The 21,894-nt window shown below is 53.3% G+C and carries 29 protein-coding genes; 26 read left to right on the top strand and 3 right to left on the bottom strand.

What is annotated here, in order from left to right; genetic code table 11:
- Positions 1-78: 78 nt before the first annotated feature.
- From HCK03_RS26425 to HCK03_RS18240, 7 genes are all read left to right on the top strand, one after another.
- Entirely contained in the window at positions 79-300 is a 222-nt protein-coding gene (locus HCK03_RS26425; protein ID WP_032411932.1) for a hypothetical protein, read from the top strand.
- Positions 301-332: 32 nt separating this feature from the next.
- Positions 333-836, top strand: coding sequence for a phage regulatory CII family protein (locus tag HCK03_RS18265; protein WP_042920091.1), 504 nt, complete (start codon positions 333-335; stop codon positions 834-836).
- Between the two features lie 9 nt (positions 837-845).
- The gene (locus tag HCK03_RS18260) at positions 846-1,040 is read left to right on the top strand and encodes a phage filamentation protein Fil family protein (protein WP_134525456.1); all 195 of its coding nucleotides are present in this window, start codon (positions 846-848) and stop codon (positions 1,038-1,040) included.
- On the top strand, positions 1,030-1,458 hold the full coding sequence (locus HCK03_RS18255; RefSeq protein WP_134525457.1) for a hypothetical protein: 429 nt from the start codon (positions 1,030-1,032) through the stop codon (positions 1,456-1,458). Before HCK03_RS18260 ends, HCK03_RS18255 begins: the two co-directional genes overlap by 11 nt.
- The gene (locus HCK03_RS18250; RefSeq protein WP_134525458.1) at positions 1,458-1,859 is read left to right on the top strand and encodes a hypothetical protein; all 402 of its coding nucleotides are present in this window, start codon (positions 1,458-1,460) and stop codon (positions 1,857-1,859) included. Before HCK03_RS18255 ends, HCK03_RS18250 begins: the two co-directional genes overlap by 1 nt.
- Positions 1,860-1,925: 66 nt before the next feature.
- Entirely contained in the window at positions 1,926-2,159 is a 234-nt protein-coding gene (locus tag HCK03_RS18245; protein ID WP_134525459.1) for a DUF2732 family protein, read from the top strand.
- A gap of 34 nt (positions 2,160-2,193) precedes the next feature.
- Positions 2,194-4,260 (top strand): replication endonuclease, encoded by a 2,067-nt coding sequence (locus HCK03_RS18240; RefSeq protein WP_134525460.1) that lies wholly within the window; start codon positions 2,194-2,196, stop codon positions 4,258-4,260.
- A gap of 305 nt (positions 4,261-4,565) precedes the next feature.
- Here the strand turns inward: HCK03_RS18240 and HCK03_RS18235 are convergent, their stop codons facing one another.
- From HCK03_RS18235 to HCK03_RS18225, 3 genes are read right to left on the bottom strand one after another with little or no spacing between them, the layout of a single operon-like run.
- Positions 4,566-4,889: an Ogr/Delta-like zinc finger protein gene (locus HCK03_RS18235; protein WP_134525461.1), complete on the bottom strand. Its 324-nt coding sequence runs from the start codon at positions 4,887-4,889 to the stop codon at positions 4,566-4,568.
- Positions 4,886-5,935, bottom strand: coding sequence for a phage portal protein (locus HCK03_RS18230; RefSeq protein WP_167692004.1), 1,050 nt, complete (start codon positions 5,933-5,935; stop codon positions 4,886-4,888). The genes HCK03_RS18235 and HCK03_RS18230 overlap by 4 nt, the downstream gene beginning before the upstream one ends.
- The gene (locus HCK03_RS18225; protein ID WP_167692003.1) at positions 5,932-7,707 is read right to left on the bottom strand and encodes a terminase large subunit domain-containing protein; all 1,776 of its coding nucleotides are present in this window, start codon (positions 7,705-7,707) and stop codon (positions 5,932-5,934) included. Before HCK03_RS18225 ends, HCK03_RS18230 begins: the two co-directional genes overlap by 4 nt.
- 172 nt (positions 7,708-7,879) lie before the next feature.
- On the opposite strand from HCK03_RS18225, the gene HCK03_RS18220 reads away from it, so the two are divergent.
- The 19 genes from HCK03_RS18220 (at position 7,880) to HCK03_RS18135 (ending at position 21,892) form a co-directional block, all read left to right on the top strand.
- On the top strand, positions 7,880-8,674 hold the full coding sequence (locus tag HCK03_RS18220; protein ID WP_167692002.1) for a GPO family capsid scaffolding protein: 795 nt from the start codon (positions 7,880-7,882) through the stop codon (positions 8,672-8,674).
- A gap of 62 nt (positions 8,675-8,736) precedes the next feature.
- The gene (locus tag HCK03_RS18215; RefSeq protein ID WP_167692001.1) at positions 8,737-9,759 is read left to right on the top strand and encodes a phage major capsid protein, P2 family; all 1,023 of its coding nucleotides are present in this window, start codon (positions 8,737-8,739) and stop codon (positions 9,757-9,759) included.
- Positions 9,760-9,762: 3 nt separating this feature from the next.
- Positions 9,763-10,464 carry a phage terminase small subunit gene (gene gpM / locus HCK03_RS18210; protein ID WP_167692000.1) on the top strand — a complete coding sequence of 234 codons (702 nt, stop codon included), beginning with the start codon at positions 9,763-9,765 and terminating at the stop codon, positions 10,462-10,464.
- A 96-nt stretch (positions 10,465-10,560) separates the two neighbouring features.
- The gene (locus HCK03_RS18205) at positions 10,561-11,013 is read left to right on the top strand and encodes a head completion/stabilization protein (RefSeq protein ID WP_167691999.1); all 453 of its coding nucleotides are present in this window, start codon (positions 10,561-10,563) and stop codon (positions 11,011-11,013) included.
- Positions 11,010-11,513: a phage tail protein gene (locus HCK03_RS18200; protein WP_167691998.1), complete on the top strand. Its 504-nt coding sequence runs from the start codon at positions 11,010-11,012 to the stop codon at positions 11,511-11,513. Before HCK03_RS18205 ends, HCK03_RS18200 begins: the two co-directional genes overlap by 4 nt.
- Positions 11,513-12,229 (top strand): hypothetical protein, encoded by a 717-nt coding sequence (locus HCK03_RS18195; RefSeq protein ID WP_167691997.1) that lies wholly within the window; start codon positions 11,513-11,515, stop codon positions 12,227-12,229. The genes HCK03_RS18200 and HCK03_RS18195 overlap by 1 nt, the downstream gene beginning before the upstream one ends.
- A complete protein-coding gene (locus HCK03_RS18190) occupies positions 12,216-13,334 on the top strand; it encodes a DUF2586 domain-containing protein (RefSeq protein ID WP_167691996.1) in 1,119 nt (372 codons plus the stop codon). The genes HCK03_RS18195 and HCK03_RS18190 overlap by 14 nt, the downstream gene beginning before the upstream one ends.
- Complete coding sequence (locus HCK03_RS18185) at positions 13,331-13,789, top strand: phage protein (protein ID WP_038431874.1); 459 nt, start codon at positions 13,331-13,333, stop codon at positions 13,787-13,789. Before HCK03_RS18190 ends, HCK03_RS18185 begins: the two co-directional genes overlap by 4 nt.
- A 9-nt stretch (positions 13,790-13,798) precedes the next feature.
- Positions 13,799-14,089, top strand: coding sequence for a phage holin family protein (locus tag HCK03_RS18180; protein WP_042920132.1), 291 nt, complete (start codon positions 13,799-13,801; stop codon positions 14,087-14,089).
- The gene (locus tag HCK03_RS18175; RefSeq protein ID WP_115667889.1) at positions 14,086-14,427 is read left to right on the top strand and encodes a M15 family metallopeptidase; all 342 of its coding nucleotides are present in this window, start codon (positions 14,086-14,088) and stop codon (positions 14,425-14,427) included. The genes HCK03_RS18180 and HCK03_RS18175 overlap by 4 nt, the downstream gene beginning before the upstream one ends.
- A complete protein-coding gene (locus HCK03_RS18170) occupies positions 14,427-14,759 on the top strand; it encodes a hypothetical protein (protein WP_167691995.1) in 333 nt (110 codons plus the stop codon). Before HCK03_RS18175 ends, HCK03_RS18170 begins: the two co-directional genes overlap by 1 nt.
- Positions 14,731-14,925 (top strand): hypothetical protein, encoded by a 195-nt coding sequence (locus HCK03_RS26415; RefSeq protein WP_228283750.1) that lies wholly within the window; start codon positions 14,731-14,733, stop codon positions 14,923-14,925. Before HCK03_RS18170 ends, HCK03_RS26415 begins: the two co-directional genes overlap by 29 nt.
- Positions 14,876-15,169, top strand: coding sequence for a putative phage tail assembly chaperone (locus HCK03_RS18165; RefSeq protein WP_206110925.1), 294 nt, complete (start codon positions 14,876-14,878; stop codon positions 15,167-15,169). Before HCK03_RS26415 ends, HCK03_RS18165 begins: the two co-directional genes overlap by 50 nt.
- Positions 15,170-15,201: 32 nt before the next feature.
- Complete coding sequence (locus HCK03_RS18160; RefSeq protein WP_157770524.1) at positions 15,202-15,357, top strand: DUF6890 family protein; 156 nt, start codon at positions 15,202-15,204, stop codon at positions 15,355-15,357.
- Positions 15,357-17,240 (top strand): phage tail tape measure protein, encoded by a 1,884-nt coding sequence (locus HCK03_RS18155; RefSeq protein WP_167691993.1) that lies wholly within the window; start codon positions 15,357-15,359, stop codon positions 17,238-17,240. Before HCK03_RS18160 ends, HCK03_RS18155 begins: the two co-directional genes overlap by 1 nt.
- Entirely contained in the window at positions 17,237-17,566 is a 330-nt protein-coding gene (locus HCK03_RS18150; RefSeq protein WP_117083115.1) for a DUF2590 family protein, read from the top strand. Before HCK03_RS18155 ends, HCK03_RS18150 begins: the two co-directional genes overlap by 4 nt.
- Entirely contained in the window at positions 17,563-18,747 is a 1,185-nt protein-coding gene (locus HCK03_RS18145; RefSeq protein WP_167691992.1) for a baseplate J/gp47 family protein, read from the top strand. Before HCK03_RS18150 ends, HCK03_RS18145 begins: the two co-directional genes overlap by 4 nt.
- Positions 18,740-19,378 carry a hypothetical protein gene (locus HCK03_RS18140; protein ID WP_141335011.1) on the top strand — a complete coding sequence of 213 codons (639 nt, stop codon included), beginning with the start codon at positions 18,740-18,742 and terminating at the stop codon, positions 19,376-19,378. The genes HCK03_RS18145 and HCK03_RS18140 overlap by 8 nt, the downstream gene beginning before the upstream one ends.
- 9 nt (positions 19,379-19,387) lie before the next feature.
- Positions 19,388-21,892: a phage tail-collar fiber domain-containing protein gene (locus HCK03_RS18135; protein ID WP_141335013.1), complete on the top strand. Its 2,505-nt coding sequence runs from the start codon at positions 19,388-19,390 to the stop codon at positions 21,890-21,892.
- Positions 21,893-21,894: the final 2 nt, after the last annotated feature.

The raw sequence follows: 21,894 nt of genomic DNA, 5'->3' as shown, positions 1-21,894 counted from the left end.
CTATTGAAGCTCATTTGGAGTCTTCACTATTGAACACCGCTAGACACGGCTTACTTACTTAAAAAGGAATCTTGCATCATGACTCCTCACATTTCAATCACGTTGACTGTTCCTTCCGTATCAATTGAAAAATATAGCGAACTTACTGGGCTATCAATTGACACAATCAACGACATGCTAGCGGATGGTCGCTTGATACGGCACCGCTTACGCAAAGATAAAAAGCGCGAAAAAGTTATGATCAACATTGCGGCTATGACTGTCGATGCTCTCTCAGATTGCAACGTGTCCATCAATTAGTTCGATTTTGAGACCGACTGAGGGCAATGACTATGTTTGATTATCAAACCTCCAAACATGCGCACTTTGATGCGGCTTGCCGAGCATTTGCGATTGAGCACAATCTGGAAGATGTAGCCGCTGCTGTTGGCATGAGGCCGCAGATCCTGCGCAACAAATTGAATCCAGCACAGCCACACCGTTTAACCTGTGACGAGCTTTTAGCTATTACGGATTACACCGAAGATGCGCGTTTACTGGATGGAATGCTGGGACAGATTAACTGCCTTCCATCCGTACCGGTAAACAATGCCACCGAAGGCAACATGCAGCTGTGCGCACTGAGTGCCACAGCCTGTGTGGGCGCAATTGCTGGGGAAGCCGTATCTACTGGTCATATGACCGCCGCCCGCCGTACACAAATCCTTGATCGCGCCCGCGATGCTATCCGGAGCCTTTCCGTACTGGCTTATACCGTTGAAAGCCGTATTCAGTCCGCGCCGGTGCTGGCTGCTGCTGTCGATATCGTGACAACTAACGTCACAGGAATGATGTAAGGGAAAACAATGAAAGCCTTTGTTACCTATTTGAAACACCAGTCACCACCTATGCAGCTAGCCAGCGGTTCAACTGGCTGGATTGAGCTGCCAGATGGTCAGCGCTGGAATCCTAGCCACGTATATAAATTTACGGCGCATCAACCGCGCCGCCGTTGGTGGCATCGCCTGATGGGATTACTGCGGGGGCAGTATGGCCATTAATCAGGAACAGCAAAAGCTGGGGCTGGCGCAGATTCGCAACATACGCCGCAAATATTTCAGTAACAGCAGTGAAGCCGCAGATTGGTGGGACAAGTTAACGCCGGAGTGGCGCGGGGTTGTCCTCCATGCTGCGGGCATCTCTTCCGGTTCCGGGGAGTTTAAAGCCAGTCTGAGCAAGTGTTGCTGGCGCGAACTTTTCGAACGTCTGGACTATCGCGCCATGATCCACTTGCGCCAGGGTATATCCAGGGCGCGTCTGACTTTTGAGGGATTCGGTTCGTTGCGGGACTCTGATTTTTCAGCCCGTACAGCACATGACAGACCGATTAAAAAAGCGCATCAGATTAATAGCCGCAACGGGGTGCAGATGATTATTGCGCCTCATATCGTTAGCAAAATGCAGCAGGAGAATCACTAATGTCCATTATTTCAGTAGACGCTAAAGAGCTGGGGCGCGAGCTGGCCGCATGGGGCGTACCACACAATTACGCCATTCGCTTTGTGGAAAAAAGCACTGTAAAAAATAATCGTGTTGCCCTGCATCCGTTTTTCTTTAATGACACTGAGCATATGACCAGCAAGCGCCACTGGCTGGCAGTCAATGCAGCTTACTGGTGCTGTGTATATCGTGAGGCAGAAAGCCAGCTACAGCAGGTAGAAGCGCTGGCCAGCATCCGTTCCATGTATTACATCGCTGGATCGTTGGGGGCTGGTGAAATCAAGGCGCTGATCCAGGAGTGGTGGCGCAATACTTATGAACTGCATAAGGTTCCTGCGCCTAGCTATACCGCCGTACCTATTACCTTTTCTTTCCACTAATTAATCGCCTGATTTTTTGGCCATCCCTGCGGTGGCAGGGGATTCTTTTGCCTTAAGGAAACCAAAATGAACATGACATGTAACCATTTGCCCGTAATAAATTCCGGTACCGATCTGCTGGCCATGCTGGCCAAAGCAACTGCGGAAGGTAAAGCCGTTGCCGCCGATTTGTGTTCCACTCGTCTGGATAAGCTAGCTACCCATGCCGCAAATGAAGGTTTGAGCGCGGCTGAGATTGTAGAACTGATCCGGCAAGAGGCTGAGGCCATTTGCAGTAAAGGGGGGACATCATGGCAGTAAAATCCCCAATTGATTCCATTGCGAAGGCCATCGCATGACGTTGGCCTTAGACAAACAACGTTGCGCCGCCGATTCAGGGCGGCGTGATGCTAATCAGTCTGAAGATGCAGACGCCATCACACACTGGGCGTATTCATGGAATGCGCCCCGTAAGGCCATCTCAAGCCCGATACCCACATACGAAGAACTACAGCGCCATGATCGAGAGAATGCAGCGCTGGCTTGCGCCCAGGATTTGCTACAAAAGCAATCTGTGATTGTTCGTATGTCGGTAAATGCGACGGTCAGCAAGCTGGAAAAAGAACAGGGCGTAAAGCGCGCAAATGCTTACCTGGCTAAAACCTTCCTTGAACGCATTCTGCCGCGTATCAATATTGTTTCAGAGCGTTATCACATTGGCAAAATGACCGCCGATACGGTGCGTCTTATGTACCGCTTTAATCACCTACCTGATATGTCGAAAGAGGATATTGACCTGCTGGCGCAGGATGTTTCGACGTTCATCACAATGGAACTCAGTAGTATAAACGATGAAATGCCGGATGCCGGTGCGCTTAAGTTGCTGCATACACTTTATGTTCGTGCTGCTGCCATTACTCATTCATTCCGCCAGTCTGCGCCGGATTATGAAAAGTTAATGCGTCGCTGCTTCGAGGAGCCAAAAGCCGCCGCTTCTCTCGCCAAAATGATGTCTGATCAGTGGTGGGCGCTTCGCCTGCGCCGCCATGCGTCTGAGTGGCGCGAGCATTTACATATTGCCCTGAATCACGTCAGCAGAAAGGTCAACACTTATGCCAGCAAACAGCTTATCCGTGACTGGAAGGAGCAGAAGCGCCGCACGCGGGAATTTCTGAAGTCGATGGAACTTGAGGATGAATTCGGCAACCGGATTAGCCTGATTGATAAGTACTGGGGAAGCGTGGCCAATCCCGCGATTCGCCGTACAGAAATGATGGTGCGTATTCGTGGATTTGAAAACGTTTGTAATGAGCTGGGGTATGTTGGGGAGTTTTACACCATCACTGCGCCGTCTAAATATCACGCGACTACTATTCATGGCCACCGCAACCGTAAATGGAATGGCAGCAGTCCGGCTGATACCCAGGGATATCTGCGTAAAATCTGGGGACGGATCAGGGCAAAGCTTCACCGGGAAGACTTGCGCGTGTTCGGAATCAGGGTTGCGGAGCCGCATCACGATGGCACGCCACACTGGCACATGTTGCTATTTATGCGTCCTGAAGAAGTTGAACAGGTGCGCGGCATTCTACGTGATTATGCGATGGATGAAGACCATGGCGAGCTGATCACCGATAAAGCCAGAAAGGCACGCTTTCATGCTGAAAGTATCGATCCGGAAAAAGGGTCGGCAACCGGTTATGTAGCCAAATACATATCAAAAAATATTGATGGCTATGCGCTGGATGATGAACTGGACGACGAAAGCGGCAAGCCAATGAAAGAAGCCGCCGCCGCAGCTGCTGCATGGGCATCATGCTGGCGTATCCGCCAGTTTCAGTTCGTAGGTGGTGCACCGGTAACGGTATGGCGCGAATTGCGCCGGATGGCTGATCACGATACCGCGATGGGGTTAAGCGTTGAATTTGCTGCGGTACATGATGCTGCTGACAGCGGAGACTGGGCGAAATATATCAATGAGCAGGGTGGACCATTCGTAAGACGGGATGAGCTGATCGCACGCACATGGTATGAAACCAGCCCGGAATTTAACGCCTACGGCGAAGAAATCGTTCGGGTTAAGGGGGTTTTCTCTCCTGTCGTTGGCATGGATGTGCCTATTTTAACCCGATTAACAAAGTGGAAGATTGTCCCGAAGTTAGCCGCCGATCAGGCGGCAGCAGTTAGCGGCGCGAATGCGCCGCCTAGGAGTTCTGTCAATAACTGTACGGAGGGTGAAGCCCCCTGGCGGTTAAAAAGTGATTTAAACCAGAGAGGGTTTGTCGGCTCCGACGAAGAAATAGCCATACTGATGCGCGGCAGCGGGCTGATGTATGGCCGGGGAACGTTGATTTACAGGAATGGTCGGTTACAGGAGAAACAGCATGATTCGAGCAGCCAGCGCTGGCCGGGTTGGTCGTGAGTATTTTTGATTTAAGTGTTAGATATTGCGGAACATTCTTATGTTTCTGTTTTCAATTCTCAAAATGTGATTTACTCTATACTGTATATTTATACAGTTATTTGCGTGGGAGGATATTAGTGCAGGATTTATTTGTTGAGACTATTGCGCTTCAGCGGATTGCGTTATTTACAAAGTTGGTTGCTCGGGGGGATTGCTCTGTTGATGAAAAAGACGTGGCGATAGCATGGCTGGGGGAGTTGACGGAGGCGTTATCCAGAAAGCTGGATGAGAATGAAGCTAATAGCCCCCAGAGCGGGGGCATTTCACGCGGCGGGTGTGGCTTTCAGTAGATCAAGCGCCATCTGCTTCTGAATAGGTGACAGGTTGTTAAGCAGAGCCTGAACCATCGCATCACCTGTTTTCGCACTCGGGCTGAGAGTGTGGGAAAAAGTCAGGTTCATAACAAAAGTATGCCCACACTCTACGTCCGCACAGGCGCAGTAAATATCAGCAATCTGCCGGTGCTTCCGGTTTGTCTTGCGAATAACCGCCTTTGAGCCGCATTCCGGGCATTCGATTTTCAGCACGCGCATATTCCACTCTCCAGCTGTCAAAATATGCCTGGATTTTAGCCTTTTTTGTCTCATGCCGCATCCTTATCCGTTGTTTCATCTGAAAAATGTAGGTGCAGTCGTGGGGGAACTTCAGGATCGCCGTTGATGGCTATCGCCAGGCGGCGCTGAATCGGGCGTACTTCGTTGCGTTTATAGGTTCGCTCTGTCTTTTCCGGGTCGCCCAGTCCCGCCGCATTTTGCGGCACGATACCGGCCAGCCCGGCCGGAAAGCGGTGCGCATTCAGAATGTCCTGGGCGCTGATGTTCTTCACGTTGGCAAATTCATCCTTTGCAGAAATATCGCCCATTTCAATGAATTTGATGGCGTCGCCCTCACCACCAGGGATATTCACCAGGATGGTGGAGAAGTTGCCGATCCCCTTGCTGTCACGCAGCTGCTGTTCAATCTCTTCCTCCATCTCGTCCGTCATGCTGGGGTCGCGGGTGTAGAGGATACCGCCCGTATGCGCCCCATTGTGGTAGTAGCGACGGCGGAAAATAACGGCTTCACTGTTGAGCAGCGCAGAATGGACGCCGCCGATGTAGTCCGGCAGGCCGTAGATATGCTGCTGCGGGTCGTACATCTTGATGAAAATAATATCTTCCTCCGGGTAAACCAGCGGTTCTCCTTCCTGTAGTACCACGTAGTCACTAGGAACCGGCTGCGCGTTCTCCCTGTCCTTACGGCGTCGCATGTAAAGGCCCGGCAGCGGTGCCAGGTCGATAACGTCACCCCAGCCATTGCGGATTTTTGCAATGGCGATATCACCGAAGGTCAGAAAATCAAACACCGCCGCGTCTAGTTCGTCATGGGTCAGGCCACCGCTGATGTAGTCCGATATCACCATATTTTTGCGGGCGTGCAGGATGCCGCCGTGCTGGCCGTTCAGGTTAATCAGCTGCGCCAGCGCCAGGCGGTCTATTGGCTGGGTGTAGTGATCGGCGGCGTTGTCGTACCAGATATCCCGGTAATCCGTACCGGTAGTCAGCACCGGCTCGGGTTTGCCGAACGAAATAATGCTCATCTTTTTGGCTTTATCGCCGCGCTTGTTACGGGCGGTATATCGTTTTTTCGTCATGCTGCCTTCTTCATTCCCCAACGGGATTTTGGTTTATTTTCGTAGTTCAGCGGTTCGTTGTGCAGGGCGTGGGTGATCGCCCAGAATGATTCTGCGTGGCCCGTCTCCGGGCTGCGGTCTGCAACAAAGGTCATGGCGTTACCGCTTTGTGTGGTGGTGCGCCGGATGGCCATAAAGCTGGCCGGGATCTCCTTCAGCTCTTTGTCCCACTCAATGCGCTGACTTTCCACCACGTCCGCGGCTTTCAGCACCAGCTGGTTTTTGGTGCTCATGTCGTAGCGAATGGGAACAGCCACGCGCATGGCAAAGTGCTGGATATTGTCAAAGACGCCCTGGCCGATGCCGGTCACGTCAATACCCAGGTAGGTGAAGTTGTAGCGCTTAAACAGCGTCTCTATCTGCTGGGCCTGCCAGCGGAAGTTCATCCCCTTCCAGTTAAAGACGGCCAGTACGCGGAATTTTTCTGCGGCCAGCACCGGAGGGGCCAGTATGATAAAGCAGGATAAATCCCCGCTGCGGGCCGGGTCGAAGCCGCCCCATACCGGGCGATTGCCGAACGGCCGCGCAGCGTTCGGATCGTGATCCTGCCAGGTTTCCGTTTCGACGGCGCAGGCTTCCAGGTCGGAGAAGCTGAAAACACTGTCTTTGCTGTCAACGAAAACGCACATATAGAGCATATTGAAGGTGGTATCGTTGTAGCGGTTGCGCAGTTTTTCGATGCCGGCCAGGTTGAACCCGCCCGCGATCGCATCCTCCATCGTGATGATATAGCGCCACTGGCCATCCGGGCAGAGTCGCCCGCCGTCGCGCATTTCATCAAATGACGGAAACTTAACGGCCGCGCGTTTTTTACTGCCTCTTTTCCACTCTTCGCCTGTCCAGAACGGGTAGGCCTGGTGCGTTTTCGCGGACGGGGTGGAAAAGTAGGTGGTGCGCCATTTGTCATGCGTGGCCATTGCACTGGCCACTTCGTTAAGCCTGGCGAAGTTCGGCACCCAGAAATATTCATCGCAGTACAGATGGCCGCTGTAGGACTGCGCGGTATTTTTGTTGGTGGACAAAAAGCGCAGTTCTGCGCCGTTGCTGAGCCGGATCGGATTGCCGGTCAGGGTGATACCGAAATACTGTTCAGCGATATTGACAATATAAGAGCGGAAATACTCTGCCTGAACCTTTGAGGCAGAAAGGAATATTTGCGGATCTCCGGTCATGACGGCGTTTTCAAACGCCTCAAAAGCAAAATACCAGGTCGCGCCAATCTGACGGCTTTTCAGAATGTTCCGCACCTGCTGGCCAATGTTCAGGCGCAGATGTTTCTGATAGTCGAAAAGATGCTCATCGGCCCAGGTATCGAAGTCCTCCTGGGTGAGGGAGGAAATATCATTCTTCTTATACTTCCGCTTTTTACGCGGCTCGCCGTCGTCATTCACGTTATCGCAGGCGTGATCGGCGTGTGTTCTGCTTGAGGCCAGTTTCTCCTTATGTTTATTGCTCTGCGCCCGCAGCTTCACGGCGTGCGCAATGAGCATGTCCATTTCTTTAAGGTCGAGATCGGTTTTTCCGTCGCGTGCGGTCAGCAGCTGGTAGCGGCGTTCAATCGCTTCCTCAGTGCTTTCGAAACTGAGCAAATCCGCCCAGCCGTCTTTATGCGCCCAGTAGTAAACGATCCGCGCATTCGGCAGATTTAATTCTGATGCAATTTCTTTCGGCGTATAGCGGCGCAGATACAGCGCCCGCGCCACGCCTTTTAATTCTTCTGAGTATTTAGCCATAGATTTAATTATGCCGTGGCCTGAATTAAAAAACGGCGGTCGATATTCGGGGCTGTTCGGAATAAGCGTTTAACCGAATTAACCAGAATTAAGCCGGATGCGGTCTGGGGATTATTTCGCAATAATTCAGTTCACAGCATGAGATTCATTAAATCGGCAGGGGAGGGAATATGTGTCGCATTTAAAAACGGGTTGGCTGTGCGTAGCGACTGAAGGCGATACGGTTGACGGGCGGGTGATTGAGCGACAGTGGATTATCGACATGGGGGAAACCTACGACGCTAATCATTATGCCGCCCTGCTGTGGCCGGAGCATGAGCGCGATTTCGGGAATTTTGGCGAGGTGCTGGAAGCTGAATGGCATGAGGGTGAAGACGGGCTGGCGAGATTGTTTGCCAGTATCCGCCCGAATAAGCGCCTGATTTATGCCAATGACGAAGGTCAGCTGTTGTTTTTCTCCGTAGAGCCGGAGCTGAACTGGCGAGGCGGTGAGCGCACCTATCTGATGGGGCTGGGTGTCACGGATAATCCGGCCAGCACAGGCACAACAAGACTGCGATTCGGTCGCCGTCGATTGAACAGGCAGGGATATTACAGTGGTGTGATCTCCCGTGATGGCAAAATTAAACAGGATGGACTGATGAAAAACTGGCAAAAACTTTTTGGTCTGAAGCCGAAGTTTGAAAACGAAAACCCGGCTGACGATACGCCAGCGGGTGATGATAAGTTGCAGGCTCTGGCCAGTGCATTAAACGATCTGGAAGCGCGTGTGGGGGCTATCGAAACGAAGCTTAATTCTGTACAGGACGATGTTGATACCATTTCTGAAGTGGTCGATACCGAAGAGTTTGCCGCTATTCGTGATAATGCGGCAGAAATTGTGACCCGCTTTAATGAACTGGGTAATAACGGTAAACGTAAACAGCGTCAGATCCCAGGCAAGGCCGGAAAATTTAATTTCCTGTAATTGTTCGCGCTGCGAATAACGTAGAAACAAAATTTATTATCGCTTAATGGCGAGGGAGTTTTATGCACCTTAATAACCGTGCGCGGGAATTACTGGACAAATATTCGGCGGGGATGGCGCAGCAGTTTGGGGCGCGTGATACCAGCCGTTATTTTGCCCTCAATGACCCGCAGGAAAATGCGTTGCGTCTAGCCCTGCTGGAATCGGTGGAGTTCCTGAACATGATCACCTGTCTGGACGTTGACCAGCTGAGTGGCCAGGTGATTTCCGTAGGGTCGTCTGTACTGCATACCGGCCGCAGCGAAAATGGGCGCTTTATCCGTCAGGTCGGTGTGGACGGTAACGATTATTCCCTGGTGGAAACCGACAGTTGTGCCGCCCTGCGCTGGGATCTGCTTTCCGTCTGGGCGAATGCCGGGAAAGAAGAGAATGATTTTTACAACCTGGTGCAGGCGTTTACCACCCAGGCGTTTGCACTGGACATGCTGCGCATTGGCTTTAACGGTAAGAGTCGCGCCAAAACCACCGATCCGACTGCGAATCCGAACGGTGAAGACGTCAACATCGGCTGGCATGAGCGCATGAAAACGCTGCTCAATGGCAACCAGATTATGACCGATCCGGTCGTGCTGGATGATGCCGGAGATTATCACTCTCTGGATGCGATGGCGTCAGACTTGATTAACGCCAAAATTCCGGCTCAGTTCCGCAATGACCCGCGTCTGGTGGTGCTGGTCGGGGCCGATCTGGTTGCGGCGGAGCAGTACCGACTGTATCAGGCGGCAGACCGTCCGACTGAGAAAATTGCCGCGCAGCTGCTGGGTAACACTATCGCGGGCCGTAAGGCCATTATCCCGCCGTTTATGCCGGGCAAGCGCATGGTTGTTACGCCGCTCAGTAACCTGCACATCTACACCCAGCGTAACACCCGTCAGCGTAAGGCCGAGTTTGTTGATGACCGTAAGCAGTTTGAAAACAAATACCTGCGCAACGAAGGTTACGCCGTTGAGGTGCCGGAATTGTACGCGGCGATCGACGAGTCCGCCGTGACCATCGGTAAGGTCAGTGAGCAGCCGGAGGGCTAAGAAATGGCACTTTCTCCCGCACAACGGCACAGCCAGCGCATTGCCACTGAACGCCAGTTACAGCGCAGTCAGGCTGTGGACAGCAGTGAGAGTATGCACATTCTGGTAAAAGCGCTGGAAAAGGACGTGGAGCAGACACGTAGCATTCAGTTTATTCCTGATCGCATTGTGTTTAAGCGGGATGTACTGATGCCTCGCTGGATACCAACGGTGGAAGCCTATCTGGCCAGCGGTCAGATATACGCAAACCCGGTTTTCGCCTGGTGCGTGATCTGGCTGTTTGATGTGGGAAATCTGGATAAGGCGCTTGACTGGGCGGATATCGCTATCAGCCAGCAGCAGGCCACGCCTGACCGTCTGCGCAGCAACTTTCCCACGTTCGTGGCCGATACGATGCTGGCGTGGGCGGAAGAGTCTGCCGGACGCGGGGAAAGTATTGAACCGTATTTTTCGCGCACCTTTGAGCGCGTCGCCAATACCTGGAGGCTGCATGAGCAGGTCACGGCGAAGTGGTTCAAGTTCGCCGGACTGGAACTGCTGCGTAATGAGGATGGCCAGAAGACGGCGGCGGGCGTGGACGATATCGACACGCTGGAAAAAGCCGATCGGTTACTGGCTGTTGCGGAACAGCACTATTTCAAAATTGGCGTGAAAACAGCCCGGCAGACCATCGCCGCACGTCTGCGCAAACTGACGCAAGGCTGACAACTACCAACCGCCAGACGGGCGCGGTGGAGGGCAAATCACGGATGTGAATTTGCGCCGTGGAAACCGGTCAGCCCGTTTTTTTAAGGGGGATTTATGTTCAGTGGCAACCCGATTGATTACCAGGATGAGCAACTGAGCAATAACGGCTTCTGGCCGGACTTAAACCTGAAGGATTTTCAGGCACAGCGCTCCCTGCCGCCAGATATCGACGCGGAAACACTCGCGCAGGCGTTGCTGAGTGCTGTGATGGAAGTTAACGCAGAGCTGGAAGGGGTACAGGCCGGATATCAGGCAAAAGGGCATCTGACGGCAGACGCGGTGCCGGGTGTCGCGATGAATGGCCTTAACGGCCTGTGCGCCCAGTATACCAAGGCGGTGTTTGCACGGGGCAAGGCGGATTTACTGGGCGAGTTCGCCACTATCGGGCGGCGTGACTCTCATCCGGGGCAGGAAAGCACGGAGACACGCGCCGGGCTGTTGACTGAAGCCTCGGTGGTGATCCGCAGAATGAAGGGGCTGAAGAGAGCAACGGTGAAAAAGGTATGAAAAACACACAACTGGAATCACTGACCGCCTTTTTCAGGGAAAATGTACCCGCCCGTGCAATGGGGGCATTTACCAGCGTGATGGACGAAATGCAGTTTATTCCCGCCGCAAAGGATTTGGGGCTGGAACAGTACCGCCAGGCGGTTATCCGTTACAGTGCTGTGCTTTCCTGGGAGCGCTTCCCGTACCGGATTTGCGATCCGCGCCTGTTGTTTTCGCTGATGGCCGCGTGGCTTGACGACACAGACCGGGAATTGTTCGAAGAACTGGGGATTAACGAGGCTGATCCTGACTGGGATGTGTCGGTGGACAGCGAAGAGACGGCCACGGTGCTGGTCAGTGTTCCGATGGTGGAAGAGCTGGTTCTGGTGCCTGACGAAAACGGGCCAATTCCGTGGCAGGGGCAACGCTGGCGACTGGCTGACCCTGAGATCTGGACGGCATTCAGTGCGCAGATTTTCGGCGCTGACAGCACCGGTGCGCCGGTAGGGGATGCCTGATGATTATCGGCGGTGAGCTGAACAAACCCCAGCTGTCGGAACTGCGCAGGACACTGGCCCGTGCAGACCTGCCAAAAGCGAAGCGGCAGCGCCTGCTGTGGCGTCTGGCCAAATACGGGCTGATCGCCGCTGCAAAGCGAAACGTCCGCAATCAGGCCGATCCGGACGGGGAAGCATGGCCAGGTCGCAGGTCGAAGCGTAAAGGCAAAATGCTGCGCAACCTGCCGAAGCTGCTGCATATCCGGGATATGCCGGAAATCAGCGCGGTGCGGGTGTATCTCCAGGGAGGTGGCTACCGGAACGGCACAGGGGATGTGCCTGCCGGAGTGGTGGCATACAGCCAGCAGAACGGAATGAGCGTCAGGGTCAACCGTAGCAGTGTCAGGCGCGGCAGTCGGGCCGGGCAGATGGCGACGCCTGCGCAGGTGAAACGCCTGCGGGTACTGGGCTACCGGGTCAGGAAGGGTAAGCGCTGGCGCAAGCCCACAGCCAAAGAACTGCTGGCGTCAATGCCCTATGACCAGGCTGGTCTGCTGATCCGCAAACTGTCGGGCAAAGCAGTTAAGGACAGCTGGACTGTCGATCTGCCGGCCCGTGAGTTTCTGGGTATGAACGACGAGGATTTCAGCCAGGCGCTGGCCCGTCAGTTACAGGGGATTGGCTTCGGCTGGGATGTAAGAGCACAGGATATAAGGGGACGAAATGGCGTGGCCTAATGTTGGGGTGAACCAGCTGAATCAGCAGCAGGGCGAAACCACGGAAGTGGAGCGCGTGTTGCTGTTTGTTGGCCGGGGAACTGTGAATACCGGTAAAACGTTGCCGGTGAACAGCCAGAGCGATCTGGATGTGTTGCTGGGTGAGGCTGACAGCGATCTGAAACGCCAGCTGTCTGCGGCCCGCGACAATGTCGGGCAAAACTGGTGGGCTTTTGTGCGGGTGTTGGGTGAGGACGGGAAGTGGACGGATGCCGTGCAGGATGCGCAGCAGGTGGCCTCAGTGGAGGGCGTGGTGCTGTGCGATGCGGTTTCAGAGAAGACCGTCATTAATGAAGCCATCGCGCTGCGCAGTAATCTGATCGCGAAATATGGCCGCTGGGTGTGGTTTATCCTGGCCGTTCAGGCTATGCAGGGGGACGAAGCCCAGGCCGATTATCTGACGCGACTGACTGCGCTACAGGCGGGGATAGCTGAAAAGGCTGTTTGTCTGGTGCCGGTGCTGTGGGGCAATGAGCCGGGCGTACTCGCCGGGCGGCTCTGTAACCGTGCCGTGACTATCGCAGACAGCCCGGCGCGGGTGAAAACCGGGGCGCTGGTCAGCATGGGAAGTGATGATGTGCCGGTGGATGGCGACGGCGTATCGCTTCAGCTGGCCACGCTTCAGGCGCTGGAAGCCCAGCGTTTCAGCGTGCCGATGTGGTATGCGGACTATGACGGGTATTACTGGTCTGACTGCCGCACACTGGACGCGGAAGGCGGCGACTATCAGGCACTGGAGATGGTGCGGATCGTCGATAAGGTAGCCCGTCGCGTGCGACTGCTGGCCATTGCCAAAATTGCCGATCGGGCGCTGAACAGCACGCCGGGAAGTATTGCGGCAAACCAGCTGTATTTTGCCCGTCCGCTGCGCGAAATGTCGAAATCCAGCGAAATTAACGGGGTGCAGTTTCCGGGGGAGGTCAAATCACCAAAGGACGGCGATGTGACCATTGTCTGGAAAACGCGCAAGAAAGTGGAGGTTTACGTGGTGATCCGTCCGTATGAGATGCCGCTGGAAATCACCATCAATCTGATGCTGGATGCCAGCCTTGAGGGGGCCGTATGAGTAAGCGTATTTCCGGGGCGTCGTTTGACACCTACTGGGGAACGGATTTGATCCACGTCGAAAAGCTGACACTGGATATTACGGATAACACTGCGCTGGCGCAGACGAAGGGGGTGCCGGATGGCTATGTGGACGGGGATGTGTCCGCTGAAGGGGAAATTGAACTATCCATCAAGGCACTGGCCACCCTCAAAGCGCAGGCCAGTTCGGCGGGGTCGTGGCGCGGAATTCCGGTCGCGGACATGCTCTTTTACGGCAAAGCCGGAGAGGAAGAGGCCAAAATTGAAGCCTTTGGCGTCAAGCTGGTACTGAGCAGCATTCTCGACCTTGATCCGAAGGGCGGCTCTCTGTCCACCCGCAAAATCAAGGTACTGGTCACAGACCCGCGCTTTATCAATATCGACGGCATTCCGTATCTGGAGCCGGAAACCACGCAAAGCCTGATCGCGTCGTAAGGGAGAGTTATGCAGGAGTATGAAAAGGGGTTTATCACGCTGGCCATCATGGGGGCGCTGATTGCGCTGGGTAAGATGCTGACCAGCAATGAGCCGATTACCGCTCGTCTTATCCTGGGGCGCGTTATCGTCGGCAGCGCATTGTCTCTCGCCGCAGGCGTGGCGCTGTACTTTGTGCCGGATATCCACCCGCTGGCGCTGGCCGGGATTGGCTCCGCGCTGGGTATTGCGGGTCTGAACGGTGTGGAAGTGTGGCTGCGGAAAAAGGGTTTTGATTTGGGTAAAGGAGTCGGGAAATGACGTTGAGCGAAAAACAACAGCTGTTTGTGGTGATGGTGGCCAATTTGATCCACTGGGCCGAAGAGCACGGCTTCCGTCTGACGTTTGGTGAAGCGTACCGCACGCCGGAGCAGGCGGCGCTGAACGCGAAAAAGGGAAGCGGGATTTCGAACAGCCTGCATACCCAGCGTCTGGCAGTGGATTTTAATCTGTTTGTGAACGGCCAGTATAAGACCCGCACCGAGGATTACCGCCCCCTGGGCGAATACTGGGAGTCGCTGGGCGGCAGCTGGGGCGGTCGCTTCAAAACCAACCCGGACGGCAATCACTTCAGCCTGGAACATAACGGGGTGCGCTGATGGAAAGGCTTGTCGCCGGTGTGCTGCTGCTTTGCGTGCTGGCATTTGTCGGAGGGTGGAAAGTGGCCACCTGGCAGCATGACAGCGTGGCGCTGGCAATCAGCAAGGCGACGACGGCTACCGGCAACCGCCTGGCGGACGCGGCCAGCCAGTCCGGACGCAGGCTGGAAGAGCAACTGGAGGCTTTGAAAAATGCGCCACCGCGTGAGATCCGCACCGAAGTGGTTAAGCCGGTGTTCACTAACGTGTGCATGTCTGGTGAGTTTGTCAGCATGTACAACGATGCAGCAGCAGCCACCGAGCGTGCGCTTTCAGGAAAACCTGAAAACTAAATGTGCAGTGAACCTGCCGAGGCTGGCAGGCACAACGGGCAGGGATGCCGCCGAGGTATTAACGATTTATCGCGACCTATACGGGCAGTGTGCCGCCAGGCATAACCAGCTGGTCGATGAAATTAACTTGCGAGAGGAAATACAGCGTGGAAAACAAAATTATTGAACTGACCGTGGCCGGAAAGGATATTTCCTTTAAGCCGAACATCGCCGCCTACAATAAATTAATTAACGATATGTCAATGGATAATAAAGTGTCTCCCGCACATAATTATCTGATGCGTATTGTGACGACGGAAACCAAAGATAATCTGGCTGATACTCTTAAATTACCCGGAGCGGCGTTGCAGCTGGTTAACGAAGTGAATAAGCGCTTTGCGCCTGAGCTGGATATTGTTGCAAAAAACTGAGCGCCCGGATTACCGCCATTAATCAGAACGGGATGGAGCAGTATTATATTTTGCGCAGACATTATTTACCACGCGGTGATGATTCACTGGATGATATTGCTGCTGCATTGTGGCTGGATAATCGCTACTGGGAAAATATGAGTGTGGCCGTGGCGAACGGAATTGGGACTGCTTTTAAGGGAAGCTAATGAACAGCCTGGATTTTACGTTAAGTCTGATTGATAAATTCACGCGCCCGCTTAAGGCTGCGCAGAATTCGGCTGTTCAGTTTGCGGATAAGTCCGTTCAGGCGTTTAAACGTATCGGTATCGGTGGCGCTGCACTGTATGGCGTGGGGCAGTCCATCGGCGGAATGCTGGCCCCGGCATTTGATATGTTTAACTCGCTTCAGGAGCAGTCCGCAAGGGGCATTGATTTTGGCGTGCTGAAGACTGTCCAGCGCGACGCGCTGGCCTTCAGCACCACTTACGGCACGGTGGCCACCGATTTTGTCAGTTCCACCGCAGAGATTAACAGCGCCATTGCCGGGCTGACCGGGCAGGAGTTGCCGAAGGTGACGAAGGTCGCCAACCTGATGGCATTTGAAATGCAATCATCCACCGCAGAAACGGCTGAGTTTATGCGCCAGATGTTCGCTAACTTCCGCACAGACGCCGATTCGCTGGGAAAAGTGCAGTTTGCGGAGCAGTTGGCCGGGAAAATGACGCTGATGCGCCAGCGCTTCGGGCTGGAAATGGGGATGGTCAAAGACCTGATGGAAGGTGCTCGCGGCGCGGGCACAAACTACGGGGTCGGCATGAATGAGCAACTGGCCGTAATGGGTGAGTTGAGTCGCACCCTGGGAACGGAAGCCAGCAGCGCCTACGAGGGCTTCATGACCTCAGCTATCGAGGGCGGTAAAAAGCTGGGCCTCTCGTTCACGGATACGGCCGGGAAGATGCTCTCCATGCCGGATATTCTCACTAAGCTACAGGGGAAATACGGCCAGAGCCTGGAAGGGAATCTGAAAGCCCAGAAAGAGCTGGATGACGCCTTCGGTGATAGTTCGGCGGTGGTAAAGCAGCTTTATGGCAATGTGTCCGTGCTCCAGCGCAATATCACCGAGTTGGGCGGCGCGGACGGGCTTAAACGCACCCAAGAGGCGGCAGCAAAACTGGTTAAACCGATGGATCGGTTTATGGCCATTATCCGGGCTATTCAGATTGCCATCGGGTTAACGCTGGTTCCGGCGCTTAACCCTCTGCTGGACTGGGCCGCGCGGACAGGCCAGACCTTTGCCCGCTGGATGAGCTTATTCTCGAATATCGCCCGCGCGGTGGGCTGGGTGGCAATGGCAGTACTGGGGTTTGCTGCGGTGGGGGCGATCCTGAATATTATCATGGGGCTGTCTGCTTTCATCCTGACGGGCTGGGGAGCCGCGCTGAAACTGGTCAGTGGAGCGCTGACGGTGGTTCGTACGGCCGCGATGCTGACCGGTGCCGCCATTAACTTTATGAGCTGGCCGGTTTTGCTGGTTATCGGGGCCATCGCGCTGCTGGTCGCCGGGTGTTATCTGCTGGTTAAGCACTGGGACACGGTCAAAGCTGCTGTGATGGACACAGCCGCTTTTCAGGCTGTGGCGCAGGCTGTCAGCTGGCTGGCGAATCTCTTTGCCTCCGTGTGGGAATATATTTCAGCGGGCTGGAATAGTTTTATTGCGCTGCTGACGGGATTTTCGCCGCTCGACGCATTAAGCGGCATGGCGTCGGGAATAATGAAACTCTTTGACGGTATATGGCAGGCCATTAAAAAAAGTTTCAGCGCATCATGGAACTGGATTGTGGATAAATTGAACATGATCCCCGGTGTGAATATCAGCACCACCACGACAACGCCACCCGTGACAGAAAATAAACTTTCAACGGGTGGGCAATTGCGCAGCGTTGAGCCGGGCGGTATCAGCCGAACCATTAATAACAGCAATAATAATAAAGTGGATAAGCGTGGTAACAGCATCGGTACGGTGAATATTTATCCGCAGGAGCCATTTACACCGGGTAAATTGCAGGAGTGGCAGGAGATGGGATTATGAGTGATTTATTGTATATCGATCTGCTGATTACAAATGATGATTTTGTCCTGAATACCGGTAATGAGCCTGTTTTATGTAATAACCGCCAGAGTATCGGGCAGGACGTGATTCACAGCATTATTGAAAGCGGGCTGGCAACGGAATTAATTGCCGAACGTAGCCCGACACTGCGCGGCGATATTTTTACCCGCATGGAATTGTTGATTGAAGACGATGAACGGCTGATACCCGGCACGGTATCCATTACTGAAGAAACCCTGTCGCGCCTGTGGGTGACGGCAGATACCTATGATTTTGGGCCGCTGTCGCTGAGGGTGGATCTATGACGGAAAAACCGCAGGTGGATTTTGAAATCCTGGTCAATGAAAGCGGTATGCCCGCGACGGCCGATGAGGCCCGCAACCGGTTTAATACCATCGCCGCTGATGAAGGCATTATCACCAACACGTCGAAAATGTCACCGTTCTGGCGGCTGATCACGGCCATTGTCACTGCACCGGTGATGTGGCTGCGCGACGTGATGATCCATACCGTGCTGGCCAATATGTTCGTGGCGACGGCTTCCGGGCAGATGCTGCGTCTGCTGGCCTGGGCGGTCAATATCACGGTTAAACCGGCAACGGCCGCACAGGGTGTGATCCGCTTCTATAAAGCCTCACCGGCCGCAGCCGTCACGATTAAAGCCAAAACGCTGGTGCAGACCGAGCGTATCAACGGCACGGTATACCGCCTTGTGGTAACGGAAGATTTTACCCTCACCGCAGGCACCGCCAGTGCACTGGTACCGGTGAAAGCGGAGGGGACGGGCGGCGCGTATAACCTCGCGCCGGGATATTACCGGATTCTGCCGGTGGCGGTGTCAGGTATCAGCCATGTGGTGAGTGAAGAAAACTGGCTGACGGTGCCGGGAGCTGATGAAGAGAGCGACGATGAACTGCGTGAACGCTGCCGTAACCAGTTCAACCTGGTGGGTAATTACCACACCGATGCGGTTTACCGCTCCATGATTGCGGGCATTGCCGGGCTGAGTATTGACCGTATTTACTTTGAGCATGACGCCCCGCGCGGGCCAGGAACCGCTAACGCCTATTTGTTGCTGGACAGCGGCGTGATCTCCGATCCCTTTGTGGCGGCGGTGAATGACTACATCAACACGCAGGGTCACCACGGACATGGCGATGATATGCAGTGTTACGCTATGCCGGAAACATCCCACGATCTGGATGTTGTTCTGTACCTGCCTGACCCGGACAACATGCTGGCTGATGAACGCGATGCGCTGCTGTCGGGGGTGGAAAATCTGGTGCGCTGTGCGTTTCGGGAAAACACGGATTATGACGTGAAGAAGACGTGGCCGTATGGCCGGTTCTCCTTCTCTAATCTGGGCAGGGAGATCCACCGGACGTTTACGGCGGTGGATTCAGTCACCTTTTCCCTGCGGGATATCGTCAGCGATCTGAACGTCCCGCGTCTGACCAGCCTGACGGTGAGTATCGAACATGACTGATTTTGATAAAAAACTGGCCGGGTTAACGCTGCCGTCATGGATGAACAAAGGCGAGCCGCGCAAATTACTGAATACAGCCCGGCTCTACTGGAAGCTGGTCTGGGAGTGGATCACCTGGCCGGTTAACCAGTTCGACCCGCTGACCTGCTCGGAGTCGATTTTACGGCTGATGGCCTATGACAGGGATATTACCCGCTTCAACGGTGAGCCGCTGTACCTGTTCAGAAAGCGCGTGGCGTATGCCTTTGTGAACGCGGCGGATTCAGGCTCCATCGCCGGTTTTATTGCCATCTTTGAACGCCTGGGGATTGGCTACGTGGAGCTGCTGGAACGTCAGCCGGACATTGACTGGGATGTGATTATTGTTCGTGTTTCGGACAGCCAGATTGCGCAGAACGCAGATCTGATGATGCAGATTATCCGCCAGTACGGCCGTACCTGCCGCCGCTATCGCTTTGAGGTAATGAACACGCTTCAGCTGTATATCAACGCCGGGTGGAATGACGGGGAATTAGTCTGCTATTACGCCGGGGAATATATCGGCGGGGAAAAACGACTGGACGGGGAATATATTTGTTTTCCGGCCAGTGATGGAATCAATGATAACGCCATATTTGGCGCAAAACTGTAGGTATTATTTATGAGTCAGACGGTGATTACTTCCGCCTTTGAACAGCTGAAAGCCCAGGAAGCGGCCAACGGTGGCGTTGTCATTCTTGATGAATTTGTGTTTGCAAATATTCCAAATCTGGACATTACCAGTCCTGTTGATCGCGGTGAGGGGTTGCCGGACGCTGCGCTGATTGTGCATCGTCAGGCTGTGGGTAAAACCGGGATGGTGAATAACAACGCCGTGGTTTACTCCGTGGTGATGGGCGCGGATGTGGGTGACTTTGACTTCAACTGGGTGGGGCTGGTCAACAAAGATAATAACGTGGTGGCGATGATTGTTCATGCGCCCACGCAGAAGAAAATTAAAACGGCGACTGGCCAGCAGGGTAACGTTTTAACCCGTTCTTTTCTGATGGAGTATAACGGCGCGTCAGAGCAGACCCAGATTATCACCCCGGCAGATACCTGGCAGATTGATTTCACTGCCCGCCTGAACGGTGTTGATGAGCGTATCCGCTGTAAGAACATGGACATTTACGGTTCGGCCGCATTCATGGATGACAGTTTTCTGGTAGTAAAAGACACCGACAACTATCTGGTTAAAAAAGGCACGGCATACATTGCCGGTGTTCGTGGGGAACTGCTGTTTGATCAGAATCTTACTGTTGGTCAGCTACCGAGTAAAATCTGGGTGGATGTGTCCTGGAAGGGGACACTAACCAGTGTCTGGGCGTCGTCAGTGAAACTGACGGTTGCGGAGATGCTGGAAAACTACACAGAAAATGACGAAAAGCATTATGTTTTCGCTATTGCTGAAATCAATGTGGACGGGGGAGTGAGTGACCTCCGATTACCCGGTGTGAAATCAGGAATTGTTAACGAAATAAATAAAAAACAGCCGCTTGATGACACTCTCACATCACTGTCTGGTCTGGATGCCAGAAAGGATATGATCCCTTACTTTACCGGGGAAAAAAGCACCGGACTGACTGAATTAACGCCTGCCGGGAGGGGAATGCTCGGAAAAGAATCAGTGGAAGATATGGTGAGTTTTCTGGAGCTTGACCGTGTTGTACGTGCATCCATTCATCAATATATGACTGATGAAGATTTGGTTAAGATAAAAAGCCAGGCAGGGGCGGAGATTGATACCGATTATGCGCTGAAGAAAGCAATTAATGATGGCGTCACCGAGCTTTTTTATCCGCCAGTAGCTGGGGTTTATGTTCACGGAAATACACCTGTAACATTGCCATCCGGTTTTAATATGTATGGTGTCTGTAAACGTCCCTACGTAGTCGGTAATGATTCAGCATTTAACGGGTGCGGCACGGTTATCCGTAAGGCATCCGGAAAGGCATTTTTATTTTATATGACAGGTCGCCACACTTTTAGGCAGGTAAATTTTGACGGGCGTGAGCAAAGTGGCAGTCTGACATACGGTGTATCCAGTTCATCACAAATGAATGGCAGTCGTTTTATTGAGTGCGGTATTTATCGGTTTGGCGTGGGGCTTGGCTGGAGTAATTATATTGCAACGTTATATGTACAGGCGTGCAATATTTCCGGGAATGGAACGGGGGTGCGTAACCTGATAGATTCCCGTGTGATCGACTCTGTCATTAACGCGAATAAAACAAGAGGGGTATCATTACTCACCGGGGCGAATAATAATTCTTTCATAGGTGTAAGAAATGAATGGAACGGACAGGAAAATTATTATGCTTATAAATCTGTTGAAAATATTATTTCCGGTGAATTATGCGACCGCGCAGGATATGCGGCTATTGCAGCTTTAGAAGGGGGGAGCTGGGTTATTGATGGCACCGTTGTTCGCCGGTCGGGCGCAAATGTCACTGAGGGTGATAATAGCTCCTGTCATTTCATGGTCGTCGGTGACAAAAGTTCAATTACGATGAACGGAGTCGTGACAGGTACCGGGGCTGATGACGATGGCGGTGGGCTGAGATCACCTTCGTTTATCTTTTCCTCCACGGGAACGGGAAGTTCGAATGTCATTGCTGCGGGATGTAATTTCTTTGGGTTTGTAAAATCTTTACACAATGAAAAAAACACGCTTCTGAAAGTGATCCGTTCCTGTCTCGGGTGCCCTGATGAAGTTAATACGGGACTTTCGAAGTCAGTTAATGGACGAGGGTGTATTGACAGTCAGTCAGGTGTGCTGAGTTCTGGTGTTGGTAGCGTATTTTCAACAACGCTGGGGAATATATCACCTGGCCTGTACGGTGATCATATATTCAGAACATTACTGATTGAAGGGCGAGTGAACTCTACTGGTGCGAGTGTTTTATTTCGTGTTCCGTTGGTCTTTAAATATGAGTCAACATATGTTGATATGGTTATTATCGCAAGTGAAGCAAAGAATTATGGTTCGAGAATAGATATTGATGGTGGGTCTAACGGAGCCTCAGTGCAGATTAAATCTGACACAGAGGGAAAACAATTAAACGTGTCAGTCACCAGTATCGATGGGCTTGACCGGCATCTAACTGCAACACTGCTATGGGATTGAGC

Origin of the sequence: Klebsiella terrigena (genome assembly GCF_012029655.1) — a bacterium.
GTDB classification, from domain to species: Bacteria; Pseudomonadota; Gammaproteobacteria; order Enterobacterales; family Enterobacteriaceae; genus Klebsiella; species Klebsiella terrigena.
The sequence above is the reverse complement of the archived record's forward strand: the minus strand, read 5'-3'. Positions and strand labels throughout refer to the sequence as shown.

Excerpts from the sequence above, each read along its gene's own strand:
- HCK03_RS26425 (WP_032411932.1), top strand. The coding sequence starts at position 79 with ATGACTCCTCACATTTCAATCACGTTGACTGTTCCTTCCGTATCAATT.
- HCK03_RS18265 (WP_042920091.1), top strand. The coding sequence starts at position 333 with ATGTTTGATTATCAAACCTCCAAACATGCGCACTTTGATGCGGCTTGC.
- HCK03_RS18260 (WP_134525456.1), top strand. The coding sequence starts at position 846 with ATGAAAGCCTTTGTTACCTATTTGAAACACCAGTCACCACCTATGCAG.
- HCK03_RS18255 (WP_134525457.1), top strand. The coding sequence starts at position 1,030 with ATGGCCATTAATCAGGAACAGCAAAAGCTGGGGCTGGCGCAGATTCGC.
- HCK03_RS18250 (WP_134525458.1), top strand. The coding sequence starts at position 1,458 with ATGTCCATTATTTCAGTAGACGCTAAAGAGCTGGGGCGCGAGCTGGCC.
- HCK03_RS18245 (WP_134525459.1), top strand. The coding sequence starts at position 1,926 with ATGAACATGACATGTAACCATTTGCCCGTAATAAATTCCGGTACCGAT.
- HCK03_RS18240 (WP_134525460.1), top strand. The coding sequence starts at position 2,194 with ATGACGTTGGCCTTAGACAAACAACGTTGCGCCGCCGATTCAGGGCGG.
- HCK03_RS18235 (WP_134525461.1), bottom strand. The coding sequence starts at position 4,889 with ATGAGACAAAAAAGGCTAAAATCCAGGCATATTTTGACAGCTGGAGAG.
- HCK03_RS18230 (WP_167692004.1), bottom strand. The coding sequence starts at position 5,935 with ATGACGAAAAAACGATATACCGCCCGTAACAAGCGCGGCGATAAAGCC.
- HCK03_RS18225 (WP_167692003.1), bottom strand. The coding sequence starts at position 7,707 with ATGGCTAAATACTCAGAAGAATTAAAAGGCGTGGCGCGGGCGCTGTAT.
- HCK03_RS18215 (WP_167692001.1), top strand. The coding sequence starts at position 8,737 with ATGCACCTTAATAACCGTGCGCGGGAATTACTGGACAAATATTCGGCG.
- gpM (WP_167692000.1), top strand. The coding sequence starts at position 9,763 with ATGGCACTTTCTCCCGCACAACGGCACAGCCAGCGCATTGCCACTGAA.
- HCK03_RS18205 (WP_167691999.1), top strand. The coding sequence starts at position 10,561 with ATGTTCAGTGGCAACCCGATTGATTACCAGGATGAGCAACTGAGCAAT.
- HCK03_RS18200 (WP_167691998.1), top strand. The coding sequence starts at position 11,010 with ATGAAAAACACACAACTGGAATCACTGACCGCCTTTTTCAGGGAAAAT.
- HCK03_RS18195 (WP_167691997.1), top strand. The coding sequence starts at position 11,513 with ATGATTATCGGCGGTGAGCTGAACAAACCCCAGCTGTCGGAACTGCGC.
- HCK03_RS18190 (WP_167691996.1), top strand. The coding sequence starts at position 12,216 with ATGGCGTGGCCTAATGTTGGGGTGAACCAGCTGAATCAGCAGCAGGGC.
- HCK03_RS18185 (WP_038431874.1), top strand. The coding sequence starts at position 13,331 with ATGAGTAAGCGTATTTCCGGGGCGTCGTTTGACACCTACTGGGGAACG.
- HCK03_RS18180 (WP_042920132.1), top strand. The coding sequence starts at position 13,799 with ATGCAGGAGTATGAAAAGGGGTTTATCACGCTGGCCATCATGGGGGCG.
- HCK03_RS18175 (WP_115667889.1), top strand. The coding sequence starts at position 14,086 with ATGACGTTGAGCGAAAAACAACAGCTGTTTGTGGTGATGGTGGCCAAT.
- HCK03_RS18170 (WP_167691995.1), top strand. The coding sequence starts at position 14,427 with ATGGAAAGGCTTGTCGCCGGTGTGCTGCTGCTTTGCGTGCTGGCATTT.
- HCK03_RS18165 (WP_206110925.1), top strand. The coding sequence starts at position 14,876 with ATGAAATTAACTTGCGAGAGGAAATACAGCGTGGAAAACAAAATTATT.
- HCK03_RS18160 (WP_157770524.1), top strand. The coding sequence starts at position 15,202 with ATGGAGCAGTATTATATTTTGCGCAGACATTATTTACCACGCGGTGAT.
- HCK03_RS18155 (WP_167691993.1), top strand. The coding sequence starts at position 15,357 with ATGAACAGCCTGGATTTTACGTTAAGTCTGATTGATAAATTCACGCGC.
- HCK03_RS18150 (WP_117083115.1), top strand. The coding sequence starts at position 17,237 with ATGAGTGATTTATTGTATATCGATCTGCTGATTACAAATGATGATTTT.
- HCK03_RS18145 (WP_167691992.1), top strand. The coding sequence starts at position 17,563 with ATGACGGAAAAACCGCAGGTGGATTTTGAAATCCTGGTCAATGAAAGC.
- HCK03_RS18140 (WP_141335011.1), top strand. The coding sequence starts at position 18,740 with ATGACTGATTTTGATAAAAAACTGGCCGGGTTAACGCTGCCGTCATGG.
- HCK03_RS18135 (WP_141335013.1), top strand. The coding sequence starts at position 19,388 with ATGAGTCAGACGGTGATTACTTCCGCCTTTGAACAGCTGAAAGCCCAG.